Annotated in this window: 15 protein-coding genes and 1 rRNA gene; 11 read left to right on the forward strand and 5 right to left on the reverse strand. The window is 41.0% G+C overall.

Features of this window, described 5'->3' with window-relative positions:
- Positions 1–153 precede the first annotated feature (153 nt).
- Positions 154–1,269, forward strand: coding sequence for an acyltransferase (locus AB669_RS21190; RefSeq protein WP_047801375.1), 1,116 nt, complete (start codon positions 154–156; stop codon positions 1,267–1,269).
- 149 nt (positions 1,270–1,418) lie between these two features.
- On the forward strand, positions 1,419–1,892 hold the full coding sequence (locus AB669_RS21195) for a hypothetical protein (RefSeq protein ID WP_156166827.1): 474 nt from the start codon (positions 1,419–1,421) through the stop codon (positions 1,890–1,892).
- A 62-nt stretch (positions 1,893–1,954) separates the two neighbouring features.
- Here the strand turns inward: AB669_RS21195 and AB669_RS21200 are convergent, their stop codons facing one another.
- The 3 genes from AB669_RS21200 to AB669_RS21210 are packed head-to-tail and all read right to left on the reverse strand — an operon-like array spanning position 1,955 to position 8,223.
- On the reverse strand, positions 1,955–3,340 hold the full coding sequence (locus AB669_RS21200) for an arylsulfatase (RefSeq protein WP_197082465.1): 1,386 nt from the start codon (positions 3,338–3,340) through the stop codon (positions 1,955–1,957).
- 33 nt (positions 3,341–3,373) lie between these two features.
- On the reverse strand, positions 3,374–4,864 hold the full coding sequence (locus tag AB669_RS21205) for a RagB/SusD family nutrient uptake outer membrane protein (RefSeq protein ID WP_047801390.1): 1,491 nt from the start codon (positions 4,862–4,864) through the stop codon (positions 3,374–3,376).
- A 14-nt stretch (positions 4,865–4,878) separates the two neighbouring features.
- Positions 4,879–8,223: a TonB-dependent receptor gene (locus AB669_RS21210; protein WP_053058533.1), complete on the reverse strand. Its 3,345-nt coding sequence runs from the start codon at positions 8,221–8,223 to the stop codon at positions 4,879–4,881.
- Between the two features lie 527 nt (positions 8,224–8,750).
- Between AB669_RS21210 and AB669_RS21215 the strand changes: the two genes are divergently transcribed.
- The 9 genes from AB669_RS21215 to AB669_RS21255 all read left to right on the forward strand — a co-directional run bounded on the left by AB669_RS21215 (position 8,751) and on the right by AB669_RS21255 (position 19,898).
- A complete protein-coding gene (locus AB669_RS21215; protein WP_047801378.1) occupies positions 8,751–9,422 on the forward strand; it encodes a response regulator transcription factor in 672 nt (223 codons plus the stop codon).
- A complete protein-coding gene (locus tag AB669_RS21220) occupies positions 9,423–10,775 on the forward strand; it encodes a HAMP domain-containing sensor histidine kinase (protein WP_047801379.1) in 1,353 nt (450 codons plus the stop codon).
- A gap of 56 nt (positions 10,776–10,831) precedes the next feature.
- A complete protein-coding gene (locus tag AB669_RS21225) occupies positions 10,832–12,100 on the forward strand; it encodes a TolC family protein (protein ID WP_047801380.1) in 1,269 nt (422 codons plus the stop codon).
- 2 nt (positions 12,101–12,102) lie between these two features.
- Entirely contained in the window at positions 12,103–13,200 is a 1,098-nt protein-coding gene (locus AB669_RS21230) for an efflux RND transporter periplasmic adaptor subunit (RefSeq protein WP_047801381.1), read from the forward strand.
- Between the two features lie 11 nt (positions 13,201–13,211).
- The gene (locus tag AB669_RS21235; RefSeq protein ID WP_047801382.1) at positions 13,212–16,331 is read left to right on the forward strand and encodes an efflux RND transporter permease subunit; all 3,120 of its coding nucleotides are present in this window, start codon (positions 13,212–13,214) and stop codon (positions 16,329–16,331) included.
- A gap of 104 nt (positions 16,332–16,435) precedes the next feature.
- A complete protein-coding gene (gene epsC / locus AB669_RS21240; RefSeq protein WP_047801383.1) occupies positions 16,436–17,251 on the forward strand; it encodes a serine O-acetyltransferase EpsC in 816 nt (271 codons plus the stop codon).
- A 2-nt stretch (positions 17,252–17,253) separates the two neighbouring features.
- Positions 17,254–18,126, forward strand: coding sequence for a cysteine synthase CysM (gene cysM, locus AB669_RS21245; protein ID WP_047801384.1), 873 nt, complete (start codon positions 17,254–17,256; stop codon positions 18,124–18,126).
- A gap of 62 nt (positions 18,127–18,188) precedes the next feature.
- Entirely contained in the window at positions 18,189–19,121 is a 933-nt protein-coding gene (locus tag AB669_RS21250) for a glycosyltransferase family 2 protein (protein ID WP_047801385.1), read from the forward strand.
- Positions 19,122–19,898 carry a polysaccharide deacetylase family protein gene (locus tag AB669_RS21255; protein ID WP_047801386.1) on the forward strand — a complete coding sequence of 259 codons (777 nt, stop codon included), beginning with the start codon at positions 19,122–19,124 and terminating at the stop codon, positions 19,896–19,898.
- 3 nt (positions 19,899–19,901) lie between these two features.
- Here AB669_RS21255 and AB669_RS21260 read toward each other — a convergent pair whose 3' ends face one another.
- Together AB669_RS21260 and rrf are read right to left on the reverse strand one after the other, a co-directional pair.
- Positions 19,902–21,674 carry a S8 family peptidase gene (locus tag AB669_RS21260; RefSeq protein WP_047801387.1) on the reverse strand — a complete coding sequence of 591 codons (1,773 nt, stop codon included), beginning with the start codon at positions 21,672–21,674 and terminating at the stop codon, positions 19,902–19,904.
- Positions 21,675–21,841: 167 nt separating this feature from the next.
- A 5S ribosomal RNA gene (gene rrf, locus AB669_RS21265) occupies positions 21,842–21,941 on the reverse strand; the annotation flags it as partial.

Below are 21,941 nucleotides of genomic sequence, written 5' to 3' on the forward strand. Positions count from 1 at the left end.
AATAAGCCAGTTGAAATAAAATACGGGAATTGAATCATTACGTTCAAGGATATTCCATTCTGGTTTATACGCCCTTTATAAAAATCACTAAACCAAAATACCAAAACTGAAATCTTAAATATTTTTTACAAATTGCAGTTTTTACCGCTTCCTATGAGAACCAGTTTGAACACTGAACTAATCACCAAACCGCACTACCCGATATTAGATGGCCTTCGTGGCATCGCAGCCATCATCGTTGTCACCTTTCACCTCACAGAACCACTTGGAACCGGACATCTGGATATCCTGGTCAATCACGGCTACCTGGCGGTAGATTTTTTCTTTTTACTATCTGGGTTTGTAATGGGCTATGCCTATGATGACAAGTGGCCTAAAATGACCTTTGGTGATTTCATGAAACGCCGTTTAGAGCGTCTTCAACCTATGGTGATTTTAGGTATGACTCTAGGTGCAATCGGATTCTATTTTACGGATTCTACAATATGGCCACTTATTCATACCATACCTTTATGGAAAATGCTATTGGTGCTATTAATAGGCTATACCATACTTCCAGTTCCATTGTCGCTGGATATCCGTGGCTGGCAAGAGATGCATCCGCTGAACAGTGTGGGCTGGTCGCTTTTTTTTGAATATATTGCCAACATCCTGTATGCTGTCTGGATCAGGAAGTTTTCTAAAAATGCATTAAGTATATTAGTTGTCATTGCTGCGATTGCGCTGGCTTACCTGGCTATTACCAATGGCGATGTTAGTGGCGGCTGGACATTGAATGTGGAGCAGGTGAAGGTGGGCATAGTCCGCACGATGTACCCATTCTTTGCTGGTTTGTTGCTTTCGCGTGTGGCAAAGCCAACACGGATTAAAAATGCATTTTTGTGGTGTAGCGTTTTAATTGCAATTGTGTTATATATGCCGCGTATTGGTGGCGGGGAACATTTCTGGATGAACGGGATTTACGAATCCGTATGTATCATTTTTATTTTCCCATTGATTGTATACCTTGGTTCCAGCGAAATCATTAAAGGTAATGCGGAGAAAAGAATTTGTAAATTTTTAGGGGATATATCTTATCCACTCTATCTGGTGCATTATCCGCTGGTATATTTTTATGTTGCGTGGATCAGCAACCATAAAGGCACAACAATTGTACAAGCCTGGCCTTATGCCTTGCTAATTTTAACCGGATCGATTATTCTGGCCTATGCCACATTGAAATGGTATGATCAGCCTATTCGTAAATGGTTAAGAAAAAAATTAGGTTAAGTGATTAATATTTAATGAATTAAGAGCATACAGAAAGAATGTATTTCGGCTATAATAATTGAAGCCAGAGCCCGAATTAGCGATAGCCCTTTAGGGCTATTGAACAAAATGGTCAAAACTTTGTCGTTAAAAATCTGTTACTTTAATCAATGAAAACGATTTTTACGCTCTTCTTTCTAGTGATGAGCATATCTGTTTTTGCACAAAGCAAACAGAATGCCTCAAATTCTAACCTTGAGATTGCTACCGCATTAAGCGATGTAAATGAGGAGATAATGCCAGTTATTGCGGAGAAAATTACTGCTAAAATTGAGCATAATGAGCTTTACGAGAACTCTAAGGGAATGATGATCTATCCTAAGTTTAAAATAGATAACAGATGTGGAAAAGAGGTGATTTTGAAGGTTAAACTTTATCGCGAAGGTAATAGTGTGATGCAATGCATGGAAGATCAGGCGCTACAATTGAGTAATGAAGGAGATCCGTTTATTTTCATTCCTTATTGCAGCCTGAATCTGGAAAAAAATAAAGTACATAAAATCCGTTTTGAAGTTCAGGCTTATTGTCAGGGTAAGCTATTAAAACGAAGTACGTCTTATCGGGCAATCATTAATATGTTATAATCATTCAAGTCTCTGTTTCTCATTGCGAAACAGAGACTTGAATTTCAAGCAAAAGAACCCGATTATTTCACCGACCAGTATGGGGATTCAGTACGGGCAGTTAGCAAATAATTTTCGATCTTTTTAACCACCTCTGGCTGTTCGGCAGCGAGATCGTGCTGTTCGCCGATGTCGTTATCAAGGTTGTAAAGTTCCAGTTTATTGTGCCGCTTCACTCCTTTCCATTTGCCATATCGTACAGCCTGCTCAAATCCCTGTTCAAAAAACTCCCAGTATAAAAACCGGTCTTCTTTATTTTTTTCGCCTTTAATTGCAGGGTAAATACTTGATCCATCAGTTTTGAATCCTGTAGTTTTGCCTGCTATGTCTCCGAAAGTGGGCAAAATATCGGCAAAGTAACCGGGTACACGGCTCACCTTAGGGGCATTTTTAATAAAGGGTGCCCAGGCAATAAAAGGCACGCGGATACCACCTTCATAAACATCACGTTTATAGCCTTTAAGCTGACCATTGGAATCAAAAAATTCTGATACGGCCTTTAACTGGGAAGTTGGCTCAGAACGCGGGCCGTTATCAGAAGCAAAAAACACTATAGTGTTTTTCGACAAACCACTTTTAATCAGATAATCTTTAACTTTTGCAACGGCTTGATCTAGATAATAAACCATGGCTGCATAGGTTTTCATATCCTCGGGCCAGTCTTTATTTTTATAGATCGCCTGATCGGGCACATCCAGCGGAGAATGTGGATTATTAAAGTTGAGCATCAGAAAGAAAGGGTCTTTATTGTCCTTTTTTGTTTTCAGATAGGCCAGTGCCTCATCGGTACATAAATTGGTTTCGTAATAACCTTTTCTTTGATTGGTATTAGGCTCAATGGTAATCAACTTTCCGTTTACATATCGTTTTTCGGGCCAGTAAGTACTGGCATAAGTTTCGGGAACATTAATCAGCCAGCCTGAGAATTTATCAAAACCACGTTGCAGCGGTGTAGCCAGCGAATCATAGCCATCAACATGCCATTTACCCACCAGTGATGTTTCATAACCAGCGTCCTGCATCAGGTTTCCGATAGTGTAATCGTCTCTTGTCAGGTTAGCACGGTAAACTACATTCTTTCCCTTTTTGCCTGCAATGCCTCCATGGTCGGTGGCATTACCCCTAATGGTGGCGTGACCGGTATTCAGGCCTGTTAACAGCGATCCTCTGGAAGGAGAACAAACGGGTGCACCGGCATAAAAATCTGTAAATCGTGTTCCCTCTTTTGCGAGTTTATCAATGTTAGGCGTTTGAATTAATTTTTGTCCGTAAACGCCCACATCGCCATAGCCTAAATCATCGGCAAGGATGAAAACAATATTAGGTTTCTGGCCGCTCTGCTGCTGAGCAAATACCATGTTGCTCATCATCAGCATCAAACAGAAAGGCAATAATTTCTTTATCATCATATTTATTCAATTTATATGCATTTGGACTTAACGCTAATTATAACCCGGATTTTGGGTGTATAAGCCTGGAACGGTTTGCAGTTCACTTGCCGGAACCGGATAGATCACATAATTGGCTACAATGGGATTTATCTTAGTGATGGCATCAGCTGTTCTCCAGGTATTCATCTGCGTTACTGCCAGTCCTGATCTTACCAGGTCGTTCCATCTCAGTCCTTCACCTAAAAACTCCCTTTGCCGCTCCTGCATCAGGGTTTCGATGGTAACATTGGATATATTGCCTATACCCGCCCTTGCTCTCACACGATTTACAATAGCATCCACATCGGCCTGTGTTCCGGCAGTACCATGTAAAATACATTCGGCTTTCATCATTAAAATATCGGTATAGCGCAACACAATAAAATTAATCGGCCAGTCTTTTCCACTTGTACCTTTTTTCGAAATATCGATATATTTTTTGATAAAAGGGCCAACTGTGTAAGTTGTGGCTACATTAAAAGGGTAACGCAGGTCTGTTCCGCTTACCGTATTGGTGGTATAGGAAGTCACCAGACTTTTTGAAACCGGAAAAGTACTGGCCCCGTAGCCATTACCATAACTATTTGAAATTCCCTGCCCCGTCCAGTATGCTACTGGTACCAAATGTGATGGAAAACCGGCACCATTTAAACTTGAGGCAAACTGCACATCGAACACCACCTCGCTGTTATTTTCATTGGCGTAGGAAAAGATATTGGTGTAGCTGGTTCCAAAGCTGTAGGGGCTTCCCGTGATAATCTGATCAAATAATGCTGCTGCCTTTGTGTATTCGTTACTGTTTAGCCCCGGACCGTTAATGCTATAGGTAGGGCCTGATTTGGTGAGGTAAACCAAACCCAAAAGCCCTTTGGCGGCATAAGACGTTGGCCGCCCCAAATCGGTACCGGTAAAGCTTGCAGGTAAATTGCTTGCTGCAAATTGCAGATCAGACTCGATGAGTGCATATACATCGGCAACGGGACTGCGTGGAATTGTGGCCACTTCAGCAGCGCTTTTTACAGTAGATATCAACGGCACTTGTCCAAAAGTACGCACCAGCGAGAAGTAATAAAATGCCCTGAGGAATTTAACCTCTGCCTGATAGCGCGTTGCATTGGCCACTGTTAAAATACTTCCCTTACTTTCTAAGGCAGCTAAAACCGTATTGGCATTATAAATACCGTTGAAGTTGGCTTTCCATGCGGTTGAAATAAAACCTGTTGTAGCAATATCGGGTGTAAAGTTATTAATGCCGTCCCAGTCACGGTTACCGTCAGAGGTAGCGTTTAAGTTATCGCTGCGCATTTCACTTAACCATAGGGCCTGGCTTGGGTAATTGCTCAATTGCGAATACACACCATTTACGGCCTGCAGGAAATCGTTGTTATTGGTAAAGAAATTTTCAGTAGCCAGGCTTGATACCGGCAGTTGATCCAATTGTTTATCGCAGCTGCTCAATATGAGCAAGAGCGAAAAAAGACTTAAATATATTTTCGTTTTCATTTCTGTAATCATTATTAGAAACCAATGTTTAAACCAACTGAAGCTGTTTTACTCAATGGCAGTGAACCGTAATCGCCCGATATGGCATAACTGGTATCCCCACTCACGTTGGTGTTCTGCGCTTCGGGATTTGCACCTCCTTTATATTTATCGTGAGAGAAATAATTTTCGAGAGCGAGGTAAATTCGTGCCGAAGAAATGAAAGGTGTTTTAATGAGTTTTTTAAGGTTGTAACCGAGGGTGATATTTTGCACTCGGAAGAAATCGGTTGAGTAAACCCAGTCTGATGTTACCTGCGGATAGGTATAACTTGCTCCGAGTTTCCCTCTTGCTGCGCTGTAATCCTGGTTGGTGGTTGACCAGCGATCTCTCCACACACCTAAAACATTGGCCGTTGTGCTTCCCGAAAAGTCGATTGCCCTGCCCAGGTAAGAAAGGATTGAGCCTCCATGCTGGCCATATAACTGAATACCCAGGTCAAAGCCTTTGTATTTAAAGTTGTTTGACCATCCCCAGGTATATTTTGGTGTGGGCTGTCCGCCGATTACGCGATCTGCGGCAGTGATTTTTCCATCGCCGTTGCTGTCTACATATTTGGCGTCGCCCACAGTCTGACCGGTTACCTTGGCCACACCAGGGTTGGCGATATCTGCAGCAGTTAATATGCCATCTGTTTTGGTAATGTAATAACTGAATGCAGGCAAACCTTCTCTTAATAAATAAGGGGCGTTACTTCCGCTGTATGCTGAAGCAATCTGAATATCTGCATGTGTTGGGCCAAGATCTGTTACCTTGTTTTTATTGAAGGAAATATTCGCATTCATCGTCCACTGGAAATCGGGAGTTTTGATGTTTACGGTATTAAGGCTAAATTCCAAACCGGTATTTACTACCGCACCAATATTCTGGAGACTTGTACTAAAGCCACTTGCTGAAAGTACTGGCAGATTTAAAAGCAGGTCGGTGTTCTTTTTATGATAGGCATCAAAAGTGAAGTTAATCCTGTTGGCTAATAAACTAAGATCCAGGCCTAAATCGTAAGTGCTGGAAGTTTCCCATTTTAAAGCTTTGTTTGCTAAACCGGAAACCACCTGTCCTGTTGCAGTTGTTGGCGTGTTTCCACCAAAAACATAATTGGAGCTAATCAGGGTACTGATGGCGTTATAATCGCCAATATTGTTGTTACCCGATTTACCCCAGCTCAGGCGAAGCTTCAGGTCGCTGATCGCTTTAACGTTTTTAAGAAAGGTTTCTTCTGAGATTTTCCATCCGGCAGATAGTGAAGGGAATGTACCCCAGCGGTTCTCTGAACCAAATTTAGATGATGCATCCCTTCTGATACTTCCTGAGAAAAGATATTTATCCTTATAAGAATACTGCAAGCGGCTATAGTATGAAAACAGCGTATTATTCGATTCGGTAGAGGTGCCGGTTAAGGTTACCCCTGCTGAGTTTGCAATGGCATTACTTAAAGTTTTTACAATATCATTGGCAAAACCGCCGGCTGTTGCCAAACTTGCGCCTTCCAGGTGAACAATGTTATAGGATACCCCTGCAAGCGCAGTAAGCTTGTGGTTTTCGGCAAAGGTTTTGGTATAGCTTAAGGTGTTTTCATTCAGGAAATTCTGTTTTTTGTTTACAATATAAGCTCCGGTTGAATATAATCCCGGACTGGAGGCCAGGCTTGAAGCGGCACCTACGGTTACCTGATCAGATTTGTATTGCGAGTTATTGCGGTCGATATTATCATAATTTAAGGTCGACTTTAGCGACAGCCCATCGATGATCTGATATTCACCATAAACGGATGTTAATAACCTGGAGGTTTTAATGGTATTGATTGCGGTTTCCAGATAAGCGTAAGGACTAATTAGCCTCGGGCTTGCCCAGGTATAGGTACTGTTGCCATAAGCTCCGGTATTTAGCCCCACTGAACTTTCAACTATAGGAACCATTTGAAGGGCATTCATTAACTGATTGTCTTTTCCTTCTCCCGGGGCTGCGTTGTTTACAGAATAAGAGGGCGCCAGGTTAAGTCCGAATTTGAGTTTTTTACTGGCATTGGCCTCTATGTTGGCTCTTAAACCATAATTTTTATAGTTGGAATTGATAAGTATTCCGTTTTGATTCAGGTGGTTGGCTGAGATAAAATAGTGGACATTTTCCGAGCCTCCGCTTGCCGAAACTTCATAGTTCTGATATGGGGCATTCTGATAAATGGCATCCTGCCAGTCTACATAATCCAGGCCGGGATGACCTTCCTGGGCCCAGCGTGGATCGGTCATGTAACTGGTATTGATTGTACCTGCGGCAAGTCCGAGGATAGCCGCTCTCTGTGCATTGGTTTGCGATGCTGTTCTGCCGGTGCCCGAAGCTACCCAGGCTGCGTTTGCCAGTTGTGTAGCCTGGGCTACCCATTCGTCTGCACTTAGCATATCTACTTTTCTAGATACACTGGCAATACCGGCATTGGCATTTACACTGATTTTTGCGCTTCCGGTAAGCCCTTTTTTGGTAGTGATAATTACCACTCCGTTTGCTGCCCGAGAACCATAAATGGCACCTGCGGCAGCATCTTTAAGCACCTGAACGCTTTCAATGTCGTTAGGATTAAGGTTATCAAGGGGACTATTGGTAATACCACCTCCCGAATTCTGGCTGGCGATGTCTAACGGGAAACCATCAAGCACATAAAGTGGTTCATTTCCGGCAGTGATAGATCCCGCACCACGCACCTGAATGCTGAGTGCTGCGCCAGGCATCCCACTTTGCTGCCTTACCTGTACGCCCGACATCTGGCCGATGAGTGCCTGTTCTACTCTGGCAATAGGTTTTTCTTCAACGGCTTTGGCATCGAAACTAGCTACCGAACCCAGTACATTTCCCTTTTTCTGAGTAGCATAACCTACAACTACAAATTCCTGCAGGGAGTTGCTTTCTGGCTCCAGCTGAACTGTCAGTGTTTGTCCGGTATAAAGCACTTCTTTGGGTTTATAACCGATGTAGGTAAACTGCAAAGTGGCAGCATTCTGTTCTGTAAGCAACCTGAAATCACCATTATTGTCGGTAGATACCGCTTGCTTAGTGCCTTTTATTCTGACACTTACGCCTGCAAGTGGAAGCTTTTTCTCATCCACAACCTTTCCCTGTATGGTAATCGCGTTGATGGTTTTACGCTTTAAGGGAGGTAGTAAGTGGGTATGAAATGTATGATTGATTTCAGTATTATTTCCTTTAGCCAGTGCTGAGAACGAAGCCAATGAGGTTAACAGAAGAAATCCTGTTATTCCGGTCAGCAAAAAAGGTTTGTTCAATAATGAGCTTTGAGAGTCCTTCCAGGACTTTCCGCTGATTTTCATAATTATAATAGTTTGTGCTAATTATGATATGCTGAAGAGGATATTTAAGTTGACAGTCTCCAGCAATTTTCATAAATTTAACAAGATTCATGGAATAGTTTGACCGGCGCGCAACGCCAATTGATAGCCGGTTAAATGTTTGTAATCGGAGGGAAAATGTATTCTATTTTCCCTTTTTTTATGTGTATTTATGTTTTGCTTTATATCCTCCTTTCTATTCTTCAACATCTAAAATTGAAGGGATTTCAATCGTGTTTTATCACACACGAGTATTTCTTTTTTAACGTTCTGAGAGTGGCGACAACAGCGGGCGTTGTTAGATAGTGTCAAATATACATTAAGTCTATGTATTTGATAGAATATTTTTAAATGTTTTCGTAACATTTATTATAAAGTGCCTTTAATGGTATCTAATCCTCTTTATGAAACTTCTTTTTTAATTCGGAAGGGCGTGTTAAGTTTTAAGCCCCTACGTTAATAGCCAATATTTTTAACTTCCTTTTAAGATTGGTTCCTTATTTTTGTTTATGTTCAAAATCGGAGTGGCAGAAGATGATCCTAAAATTTCAGCACTTCTGAAGTCAGCTTTAGAAGAAAATGGGTACGAAGTACTATCGGCAGCAGATGGAATAAGTGCTTTACAACTCTTTTCAGCTTCGGCCTTTAACCTGCTCATTATTGATGTTATGATGCCAGGCCTTAACGGCTTGCAGCTTTGCAAAAAAATCAGAACAACAGATCAGCAAACACCAATACTGATGCTTACAGCCATGGGAAGCATTGAAGATAAGGTTACGGGCCTGGAAACCGGTGCTGACGATTACCTGGTTAAACCTTTCCACCTGAGGGAGCTTCTGGCAAGGGTAAATGCGCTTTTAAGACGTCAGGCACAAAGTACAAACAGTCACCAGATTTGTTTTGAAGATTTATGCCTCAATACAGAAAGTAAGGAAGTGAGCAGGGGCGGCATCGTTATTGAGCTTAGCGCAAAGGAATTTATCTTGCTTGAACTTTTCATGAAGAATCCAAACCGCCTGCTTTCGAGGCAGTTTATCGCTGAAAAAGCCTGGGATATCAATTTTGAAACCGGGACGAACGTGATTGACGTTTACATTAATTTTCTGAGAAAAAAAATTGAAAAAGGGTTTGACCGGAAGCTCATCCACACCAAAATAAACATGGGTTATATTTTAAAATAAATGAAGATCAAAGACCGCATTGCACTTTACTTTACATTGATTACTACCTCAATGCTTCTGGCTGTGCTTTGTGTCATCTACTTTACCTTCATGAAGTTTTTGCAGGCCGATTTTTTTGAACGGCTTACAGACCGCACTATGGTTACCGCAAAACTTTATTTAGAGGCTGATGAAATTAGCCGGGATGCCTTAAACACTGCAAGGCATAAATACCTGCAAAAATTAACTGGCGAGGTGACCCGGATTTACGATTATAAAAACAGGGCCACATTTATTGGCGATACAACCCAGTACTGGACAAAAGCGACCATAGAAAAGGTGAGGAAAAATGGCAACCTGAAGTACGTGGATGGCCAGCGACAAGTAGTTGGAATTTACTATAAAGATAATCAGGGCGACTTTGTAATCCTTGCCTCGGCTGATGATCAGGGATCGCATAACCGTTTAAGCAAGCTGCTTAAAATTATGATTTTTGTATTTATTTTAATTTCGGCTATTGTGCTGGTATTAAGCAGATGGATAGCAGAGAAAATGCTCAAGCCACTCAAAAATCTGACTAATGAGGTGAAACAGATCGATGCAAGCAACATGGAAATGAGGCTGGGAAAATCCACAAATAAAGATGAAATTAACCTGATAGCCGAAAGTTTTAACCACCTGATGGATGAACTGGAACAGGCTTTTATTCTCCAGAAAAGCTTTGTTGCCAATGCTTCGCACGAGCTCAGAACTCCGGTAACCAGGCTGATGATGACAGCTGAACTTGCGCTTTCCAAAGACCGTGAGATAAACGCTTACCGGGAGGTACTTTCTTCTGTTCTTGAAGATGCCGAAAAGATGGAGCACATGATTAATGGCCTCCTGGCACTAGCTAAGATGGATCTTGAATTGATTAAATCACAAACATCCCCCATTTCACTAAGCGAAGTACTCAAAAAAACCCAACAGGAATGGCAAACCGATAAAGGCCATCCCTTTGAACTCAATATAATACTAACGCATGATGAGGGGGCATATATCTCAGCAAACGAAATTCTGCTACAGATTGCATTAGACAATATTATTTCTAACGCATTTAAATTTTCCAATGGCCGTCAGGTTGTCTGCTCGCTCCGGGAAAATAATCAGCACATCCAGATCACCATCACAGATCAGGGTATTGGAATCCCAAAAGCAGAAAAAGATGAAATTTTTAAAGCCTTTTATACCCGAGCAGAGAAAGCCGGGCTAAAAGGTGAAGGAATGGGGCTGTATATGACAAAAAAAATTATTGAGCTATTTCATGGCAACATTGAAATATCGGATAACAAAGATACCGGATCAACCTTTACCCTAAAGTTCCCAAAGCTTTAACTCCCCTTTAATTCGGGTTTAATCCTCCTTTAATGTGGCTAAAATAGCTTTGCTACATGAGACGAATATGTTTTTTGCTGGTGGTGTTTTTGGCACTACAGTTTGGAAAAAGCCTTGCACAAACGGATACCCTACAACTAAATATCAAACAGGCTGAATATCTGTTCCGGAAACAGAATTATGATTTACTGGCGAGTAATTTTCAGATCGACCAGGAAAGGGCGGACATCATCACCGCCAGATTGTGGGATAATCCTGAACTCGAACACGAGAATCTTTTTTACAACCACGAAACCAAAAAATTCCTTCAAACCTCATATGAATACGGACAATTTTCCAGTTCAGTTGCACAGTTATTTAAACTTGCAGGTAAGCGGAATAAGAATATTAAAATAGCGCAGTTTGGAGTTAAAATGGCCGAATTTGCCTACTTCGATCTGATCAGGACACTTAATTTTGAATTACACAACAATTTCTACAATGCTTATTTTGCCCAACAGTCAGTAGCTGTTTATCAGCAACAAATCGCCGCCAGCACGCAGTTACTGAAGGCTTACGAAGTACAGCTGAAAACAGGCAATGTTGCGCTGAAAGAAGTAATCAGGATCAAAGCATTGTTAATTAATCTCAAAACAGAACTAATAGCTGTATTGAATGAACTTGAAGACAGTCAAAAAGATTTAAGATTAATTTGTGGATTAGCACCTTCAGGCGGTATTAAACTCATACTTCCAGCGCCAGAAAATAATCCACCGATTACCAGCCTCTCCTATCAGTCGTTAATCGATTCTGCCCGGGTAAACCGCTCCGATTTAAAGCTTGCCCGCACTGATCTGGAATACCAGAAAATGAACCTTAAACTTCAGAAAGCCATGGCTATCCCCGATGTAGAACTCTCGCTGAGTTACGATCTTAAGGGTAATTATCCGGAAAAATATACCGGATTGGGCATAAAAATTCCTTTACCCCTTTTTAACCGCAATCAGGGAGAGATTAAAAAAGCGATGACCGGAATCGACGCTTCTGAAAACAATATCAGAAAACAGGAATCTATTCTGGAGAATGAAATATTCAACGTTTATAAAACTGTTTTCAGAAATGAAAAGCTCTGTAATGAAGTCGATCCATCGTTTAGTACTGATTTTGACAAGCTCATCAGCGCATTGATTAAAAACTTTAAAGACAGGAACATCAACCTCATTGAATTTCTGGATTTATTCGATTCCTATAAAGAAAACACACTTCAACTCAACAAGCTTCAGCAAAACAGAATGAATGCCAGAGCTGAACTCAATTTTGTAACCGGCACAAACATTTTCAAATAAAAATGACTCCAATTAACCTTAACATCAAAAATATATTGCTGCTCACAGCCATTAGCGTTGGTTTAGCTTGTACAAATCATAAAACGGAAGCAGTAAAAGAGAAATTTACCATTACCGATTCATTGCTTAACCGCTTGTTAATTGACACCGTGCAACAGGCGAACGGAAAATCAGACCTGAGGTTTTCTGCTAAAATCGCAGCAAATGAGGAAAAAAAATCTGATCTCTATCCCATGGTGAGTGGATTGGTGAGTCGTGTAAACGTAAGGCTGGGAGATAAAGTAACCGCTGGACAAACGCTTGCAAACGTGTTGAGTGCAGAAGTATCCGGATTTGATAAAGATGCCATATCGGCCTCTGCCGAATTGAAAAATGCAGGCAGGGTTTTAAGTCAGGCGGAACAGCTTTTTGAAAGTGGTTTATCATCAGCCAGGGAACTTGAAGAAGCGAGAAATGATTTCCAGATCAAAAAAGCCGAGTTAAAAAGAGCCAGTGCCGTATTGAAACTTAATGGAGGAAGCAGCTCGGGGATGTACGCCATCAAATCACCTATCGGTGGATTTGTGATCGAAAAAAACATAACCGATCATATGCAAATTCGCAGCGATAACGATAAAAGCCTGTTTACCATCGCCGATCTTTCTAAGGTTTGGGCAATGATTAATATCTATGAATCAGACATTTCGAAAATAAAAGCTGGGGATGAGGTAGAACTTTCTACTCTTTCCTATCTGGATGAAACTTTTAAAGGAAAAATAGATAAAATTTATAACCTTATTGATCAGGAAAGTAAAGTAATGAATGCCAGGGTAGTCATTCCGAATCCCGGTTTTTTACTGAAACCTGGAATGTTAGGAACAGTAAAGGTCAGCGGCAACAGTAACGTAAATCTCCCGGTAGTAAACTCAAGAGCGGTAATTTTCGACAACAATAAAAATTATGTTTTATTGATTACAAAAGACCGGAAGGTTAGGATACAAGCCGTAGAAATTGGCAGAAAAACAGGCGATAAAATTTATATCAGTAATGGCCTGCAGCCCGGAGACAAGGTGGTTGCATCCAAACAGGTTTTCCTTTTTGAAAGTTTAAAATCCCAATAGTTCCTTTAGGTATGAATAAAATCATTAAAAATATTATCGGGTTTGCACTGAAAAACAAATATTTCATATTTTTCGCAACCTTTGTTTTAATCCTGTCGGGATACCTCAGTTTTAAAAACACAACCATAGATGCCTTTCCGGATGTTACAAACACCAATATTACCATCATTACGCAATGGCCTGGAAGAAGCGCTGAAGAGGTAGAAAAGTTTGTGAGCCGGCCGCTCGAGATTGCGATGAATCCAACAGAAAAGCGAACCAGCATCCGTTCATCATCACTATTTGGCCTGTCAATCATTAAAGTAAGTTTTGAAGATGATGTCGATTATGCCGAAGCACGTGTTCAGGTGAACAATCATTTGGAAGAGGCAGATTTGCCAGATGGAATTCAGCCTGAGGTTCAGCCCCCATACGGTCCTACAGGAGAGATTTTCCGGTATACCTTATCAAGTGATCAAAAAACAGTACGTGAACTGAAAACCCTTCAAGACTGGGTAATTCAGCGGGAATTGTTATCGGTTTCCGGCATTGCCGATGTCGTAAGTTTTGGAGGGGAGGTAAAGACCTACCAGATTACAGTAGATCCGCAGAAAGCCATCCAGTATGGCGTAAGCGCAACAGAACTATTCGATGCCGTGTCTAAAAGCAATATTAATGTAGGTGGCGATGTAATTGTACAAAGCAACCAGGCCTATGTTGTACGCGGAATAGGTGTTCTGAATAACATCGATGAAATCAAAAATGTGGTAGTGGATAACATTAACGGAACGCCTATTTATGTTAAAACCATTGCAGATGTGGCTGAATCAGCATTACCTCGACTGGGACAGGTAGGTAGAGATGATGACCCTGATGTGGTAGAGGGGATTATCGTGATGCGTAAAGGTGGCAATCCGAGTGAGGTTATTGCGCGTCTGAAAGAAAAAATCAATGAGATCAATACCAGTATCCTACCCGATGATGTGAAGATTAAGCCATTCTACGACCGTGAAGATCTGGTTAATTACTCGGTACATACCGTGATGGGAAATATGCTGGAGGGGATTTTATTTGTAACGCTGATTGTTTTCCTTTTTATGGCCGATTGGCGTACAACACTAATTGTTTCTATCATTATCCCGCTTGCATTACTGTTTGCCTTTATTTGTTTAAAACTAAAAGGGATGCCAGCGAACCTGTTATCAATGGGGGCTATAGATTTTGGAATCATTATAGATGGTGCCGTAGTAATGGTAGAGGGAATATTTGTGGCGCTTGATATGAAAGCCCATCGTGAGGGCATGGATCGTTTTAATAAAATGAGCAAGCTGGGCATCATCAAGAAGGCTTGTCTCGAAAACGGCAAAGGCATCCTATTTGCCAAACTAATCATCATTACCGGCTTACTGCCTATTTTCACCTTTGAAAAGGTAGAAGGAAAAATGTTTTCGCCTTTGGCCTGGACCTTGAGCTTCGCACTTCTCGGTGCGTTGATCCTAACTTTCACACTCGTGCCCGCCTTATCGAGCGTACTATTGAAGAAAAACGTAAAAGAAAAACACAATATATTTTTATTGTGGATGACTAAAGGCACAATAAAGTTTTATGATTTCTGTTTCGAGAGAAAACGTGTAGTATTTTTTAGCTCACTCGTTGTGCTCATTTTAGGAGTTTTCAGTTTCAGCTTCTTAGGTACAGAGTTCCTGCCCAATCTGGATGAGGGATCGATATATGTTCGGGCTACGGGTCCTTTAAGTATTTCGCTGGATGAAACGAAAAAACTTTCGAATGAAATGCGCAAAATTTTTCTGTCGTTTGAAGAGGTAAAACAGGTCATGTCGCAAACCGGACGACCAAATGACGGAACGGATGCTACAGGCTTCTACAACATGGAATTTCATGTCGATATCTATCCAAAAAAAGAGTGGAAACGTAAGCAGACGAAGGAGCAACTTATTGAACGCATGCAGGAAAAGCTAAAAAGTTTTCCTGGCATTAGCCTGAATTTTTCTCAACCTATATCAGACAACGTGGAAGAAGCTGTTTCGGGGGTGAAGGGCTCTATTGTAGTCAAAATGTTTGGTGAAAATTTCGAGTATATTGAACGCGAGGAAGAAAAAATCGAAGCCATTTTAAAAACTGTTGATGGCATTGAAGATCTTGGAATTTTAAGAAACCTGGGGCAGCCGGAATTACAAATCAATCTTGATCAGAAAAAAATGGCCCTTTACGGGGTTAGCACCGCCGATGCCAACGCAGTAATTGAAATGGCCATCGGTGGAAAAGCGGCAACGCAGATTTATGAGGGAGAAAGAAAATTCGATCTGATTATACGCTATCCTGAGGATTTCAGAAGCGACGAAAGTTCGATCAGCAAGCTCAAGGTACCGACCCTTTCAGGCTCGAATGTACAATTGGGTGAGATTTCCAGTATCAGAAAAATCACCGGCCCAAGCATGATTTACCGTGACAAACACAAGCGTTATGGTGCGATCAAATTTTCTATCCGCGGCAGGGATATGGGAAGCGTAATTGCAGAGGCCCAGGAAAAGGTTAATCATGCCATTAAACTTCCAAAGGAATATAAACTGGAATGGGCAGGTGATTTTGAGAACCAGCAAAGGGCTACCGCACGACTCTCGCAGGCTGTTCCCATTAGCCTGGTCCTCATCTTCTTCATTCTCTTTGTATTGTTCGGAAACATTAAAGATGCGCTACTCGTACTCAACAATGTTCCCTTTGCCATGATCGGCGGGATTCTGGCATTACTTATTACCGGTATAAATTTCAATATTTCTGCAGGTATAGGTTTTATTGCTTTATTTGGAATTTGCGTGCAGAATGGCGTGATCCTGATTACCAGATTCAAAACTAACATAGCCGAAATGAAACATATACCGGACTGGACTTTTAATGATGCAATGCGGGATGGGATTGCAAGTAGATTCAGACCTGTACTGATGACAGCTATGATGGCGGCCATAGGATTGATGCCGGCTGCACTTTCTACAGGGATAGGCTCTGAAGCATCTAAACCCTTAGCCATCGTTGTAATTGGAGGGTTAATTACCAATACCCTATTTAACCTCTTTGTTTACCCAATCGTTTTTTACTGGTCGTACCATAAAAAGGTTAAAGCCAGTATGCTATAAGTGCAAAAAATTACAATAATAAGTCTATATATTCTATGGGCTTATTATTGCAAGCTTATCAATTTTCATAACTTTGCCTGTAACACAAAACAGATTCAAAGGCAATGGATGATGAGTTTTTCAGCTTACTGGCTGATCGGCCACTTTATGGCAATAATGTTCCTTCAAATGATACTGTCTCCAGCTGGGCACTGAAGCTTATTCGTTTCTTATATCCGGATAATCTGCAGAAGTCAGTTTCTGCTACCCTGTTAAAGACAGAGGCACTGGCATTGCGGGACGAACTTGCCCTGATCATTGCAGCCAACTGCGCAGTGCAAAGCAGAAACTGTGACGAGATTGCTTTACATTTTTTTGATCAGCTGCCTAAGCTCTACAGTATCCTCAATAGTGATATCCAGGCGATATTTAATGGAGATCCTGCTGCCCAAAGTGAATTTGAAGTGATCCGTACCTATCCTGGTTTTTACGCCATTTGCTATTATAGAATTGCAAATCTCCTGTCAGTTGCCAACGTGCCGCTGATTCCCAGAATTCTGACTGAACATGCGCATTCAAGAACCGGCATCGATATCCACCCTGCAGCTTCCATTGGTTCCTATTTCTATATCGACCACGGAACAGGAATTGTGATAGGAGAAACAACAGTGATTGGTAACCATGTGAAATTGTATCAGGGGGTTACCTTAGGTGCACTAAGCGTTCGCAAAAATCTCGCGGGTGCAAAACGACATCCAACAGTTGAAGACCATGTTATTATCTACTCAGGGGCAACCATTTTAGGAGGAGAGACTATTATCGGCCATAATAGTGTAATAGGTGGAAATGTGTGGATTACAGAGAGTGTGCTGCCGTACTCCACTGCCTATCACTCGCCCATAGTAACAGTTAGAAAAATTAACGAAACAAACGAAATATAAAAATGGCAGGCATTATCGATTTAATCGGAAATACACCAATGGCTGAACTCAGCCACCTGAATCCCAATAAGAATGTAAGGATATTTGCCAAGCTCGAAGGCAATAACCCCGGGGGAAGTGTGAAGGACAGGGCCTCCCTGAATATGATTCGCAGCGCAATAGAGCGTGGCGATATCACCAAGAATACCAAACTGGTTGAAGCGACGAGTGGCAATACAGGTATTGCATTAGCCATGATTGCAAGTCTGTTCGGATTGGAGATTGAGCTGGTGATGCCTTCTAATTCTACGCGTGAACGCACTTTGACCATGGAGGCATTCGGTGCCAAGGTAACCTTACTGGAAAGTATTGAAGTATGTCGTGATTATGCTGAAGAGAAAGGTGCTGAAGAGGGCTATTATCTGCTCAATCAATTTGCCAACAGCGATAATTACATGGCACACTATAAAACAACAGGGCCTGAAATCTGGAAAGATACTGATCAGAAAATTACCCATTTCGTCAGTTCTATGGGAACTACAGGCACAATTATGGGCTGCTCACGCTTCTTGAAAGAGCAAAACAATGAAATCCAAATAGTGGGTTGCCAACCTACAGAAGGGGCATCTATACCAGGAATACGACGGTGGCCAACCGAATATCTGCCAAAGATTTTCGAACCTGAACGTGTAGACCGCGTGATGGATATCACACAGGAAGATGCCGTGGATATGGCTAGAAAACTCGCTAAAGTTGAGGGTATATTTGCAGGTATGAGTACTGGTGGAGCATGTTCGGCCGCACTTAAGTTGGCTTCAGAACTTGATGAAGGAGTGATTGTTTTCATTGCCTGCGACAGGGGAGACAGATATTTGAGTAGTGATTTGTTTGGATAAGCGTTTGTAACAGATTGATTACTTTTTGGTAATTATCCTTATATTCGTGCATTCAATCACAAATGAAAAAATTAGTTTCAATAGTCATCCCTGCTTATAATGAAGCCGATAATATTTTCGTAATTGCAGAAAGCATTAAGCATGTTTTTTCTACAATCCAATACGATTACGAACTCATTTTAGTGGATGATGGTAGTAAGGACCATACGCTTGAAAAAATAAGGGATTATGCCCTTACGGCAGAAAATATATTCTTCCTAGAATTTTCGAAAAACTTTGGTCATCAGCTGGCGGTGAAAGCAGGTATGGATCATGCTTTCGGCGACTGTGTCATCTCTATGGATTGTGATATGCAACATCCACCAGAAATGATCCCCGAAATGCTTCAGAAATGGGAAGAAGGCTATGAAGTGGTGTATACAGTTCGGGAAGAAGATAAAAGCTTATCGAAGGGTAAAAGAAGCTCTTCCAGTCTTTTCTATAAAATATTAAACTGGTTATCTGACATTGAGTTAGAGCCCGGTGCAGCCGACTTTCGTTTATTGGACCAAAAGGTGGTTAACGTATTCAGAAATTTTCATGAAAATGAGCCTTTCCTGAGGGGACTGGTTAAATGGCTTGGTTTCAAACAGTATGCCATCCGCTATCATCCGGCAGCCCGCTTTTCCGGAAAAAGCAAATATACGGTTAAAAAGATGTTCCGTCTGGCCTTACACGGCGTGACTTCATTTAGCATTAAACCCTTATATTCGGCTGTATATTTAGGTTTTATATTGTCTTTCGCCTCGGTCTTGTACGTGCCATATATCATTTATGCTTTTGCTAACAATGTGGAAGTATCCGGTTGGGCATCTGTAATTATGACCATCGTTTTTTTTGGAGGCTTGCAGCTAATCATCCTGGGCATCATAGGCATCTATGTAGGAAAGATGTTTATGCAAAGCAAAAACCGGCCTAATTATATTATTCGTTCAAGCAATATTCAAAATAATTAAATGGTCCTTTTAAGTTTCGATATTGAAGAGTTCGATATGCCTTTCGAATATGGAAAAGACATTTCCTTTGATGATCAAATCTCTATATCCAGAGCAGGCACCATATCTATTTTAGATTTATTGGATAAGCACCAGGTGAAAGCAACCTTTTTTTGTACTGTAACATTTGCTGAGAATATACCTGACCTGATTAAAAGAATCACAGATTCAGGGCACGAGTTGGCCTCGCATGGCTACTATCATTCAGATTTTAAGGTGGAGCATTTACTACAATCGAAAGTTAGATTGGAGGAATTATCAGGAAAAGAGATTACTGGTTACCGTATGGCAAGGATGATGCCTGTAGATGAAAAGGAAATTGAAAAGGCTGGATATATCTACAATTCTTCAATAAACCCAACATATCTGCCCGGGAGATACAATAACTTCCATATTTCCAGGACTTATTTTACTAAAGAAAATGTAATGCAGTTGCCGGCATCTGTTAGTCCAGTGGTTCGTTTTCCATTATTCTGGTTATCCTTCCATAATCTTCCACTTTGGGCATATAAAAAAATGGCAAGCTGGACGTACAATCATGATCACTACCTTAATATCTATTTTCATCCATGGGAATTTACAGACCTGGATGATTTCGACAGATTTGGGTTTCCAGGTTATGTGAGAAAAAACACAGGATCAAAGATGCTTGGAAGAATGGATGAGTTCATTTCGTGGCTGAAATCGAAATCATATCCTTTCGGTACCATTCAATCCTTCATTTCTGATATAAAATAGATTTTATGGATAAGTTGCTGCTAGCTTAAGTGCATTATAAGCATTTACAACACCCCCACTTACACAGATCTCGCTAAAAAGGGCTTTCTCATTTTCACCTTTATCATTTTTGTATCTGACTTTGTGAGGTACTTTGGAAACCGACTTCATGATGATTTCTCTAACCTGAGCAGGTTTAAGATGTGGATAATAACTTAGAATAAGCGCGGCTAAGCCGGAAACTACCGGTGACGCCATACTTGTACCATCCGCTTCTTCATACTTACCATTTGGAACTGTAGAGTTGATCATGAACCCTGGAGCAAATACATCAACAGTATATTTCCCGTAGTTAGAAAAATCTGCTTTAAGGTTATCATCATCTTTATAGGCACTTGCACCAACCTCAATCCAGTTATTTGCATGAGGTAAGGAAAACTTGGCTGAATCCAGTGGAACAGGCTTAACTACCGGAGATCTGTTATAGCCAGGAGCCATCCCCATCATATTACCCGGTTGTCCGTTGCGCGTGGGAGGTACAAAATCAGGTTTTACAAACTTTTTATGGGTTTCTTGGTAAGCCTTCGCCTCTTTTCCCTCAAAATATTTGTTGGGAAAATTCTCTTCAACATCATTATTTCGATAATCGTTACCTGCTGCATGTACCAGCAATACATCTTTTTCCTCAGCATACTTAACGGCTTCGTCGACTACTTTTTTATTCCACTTATAAGCTTTACCAAAACTCATGTTAATCACCTTTGCGCCATTATCCACAGCATACCGAATACCATTAGCCACATCCTTATCACGTTCGTCGCCAGTTGGGACTACGCGAATAGCCATTATGCTTACGCTATTGGCCACGCCCATCATACCTAGCTCATTATTCCGGTTCGCCCCAATAATACCAGAAACGTGTGTTCCGTGGAAAGCATCCGGACCTTTAACGTCGTTATTTCCGTAGTCCTTTTCATCAGCATTTGAATAATTATCTCCAACTAAGGCCGAACGCATATCATATTTAGGATTCAGGTTATATTTTAGCATGGCATCATATTGTTTATAGCCTTCCTTGATATTTTTATAAAATTTCTCAAAACTACCTTCTTCCCTGGCACCCTTGCGAATGATGGTTTTTACCTGTTGCTCAGTTTCATCATCTGGGGTGTAACGGTCGATATCTTCGTAATCAGGAATACTCTTGTGATTAACTTTTGCTACTGAATCAAGTACTTTATTGATAGCGAGAAGAACAGAAAAAGTATTACTTGCATCTTCATATTTCTTGCCGAAATCACCAACCATTTTTTTATACAACCTAAACTCTTCTTTCTGGGTACTATCAAGAGGTGTTAAATTAGTTGTGGATTGATATTTCGGCGTGTAAATCCTAAGGAGTCTGACCAATTCAAGATTATCAAATTCAAGATTACCCTTTTTTGAACCGATGAAATTCCAGCCGTGGATGTCGTCAATATACCCGTTTCCATCATCATCAATACCATTACCCGGAATTTCTTTTGCATTAGTCCAGAGTACATCTTTTAAATCAGGATGACTTGTATCTACCCCACCGTCAATCACCGCTACTATGATATTCTGTTTAGGCTTAACATCTTTCAATAATTCTTTATATGCTTTCTCAGTACTGATACCAAAATAACCATTCTCTGTTAAATCCAGGTTGAACCAATTGGCGGGAAGTTTAACATTTTTACTTTGTGCGAAAAGGGATAGTTGTAAGCACAATAAGAAAATGAGTGAGATCGGTTTCTTGAAATTTGGAGGTATCATATGCAGATGTAAGTAATACTACAATAATACGGTTTTATTGTATCTGACTTAAAATAATTAGCATTTTTTAACCCTTAGAATTAGGAGTACCATGTGGTTATAAACGAAGAAACCCTCACAGTTGTTACTGCAAGGGTTCTTGTTAACCTGCTTTTAGGCAGTTTAAGATTTGGCACCGACCTACTCTCCCACGTGTTACCGCAGTACCATCGGCTCTGGTGGGCTTAACTTCTCTGTTCGGAATGGGAAGAGGTGGACACCACCGAT

Source organism: Pedobacter sp. BMA, from assembly GCF_001027745.1.
Classification (GTDB): domain Bacteria; phylum Bacteroidota; class Bacteroidia; order Sphingobacteriales; family Sphingobacteriaceae; genus Pedobacter.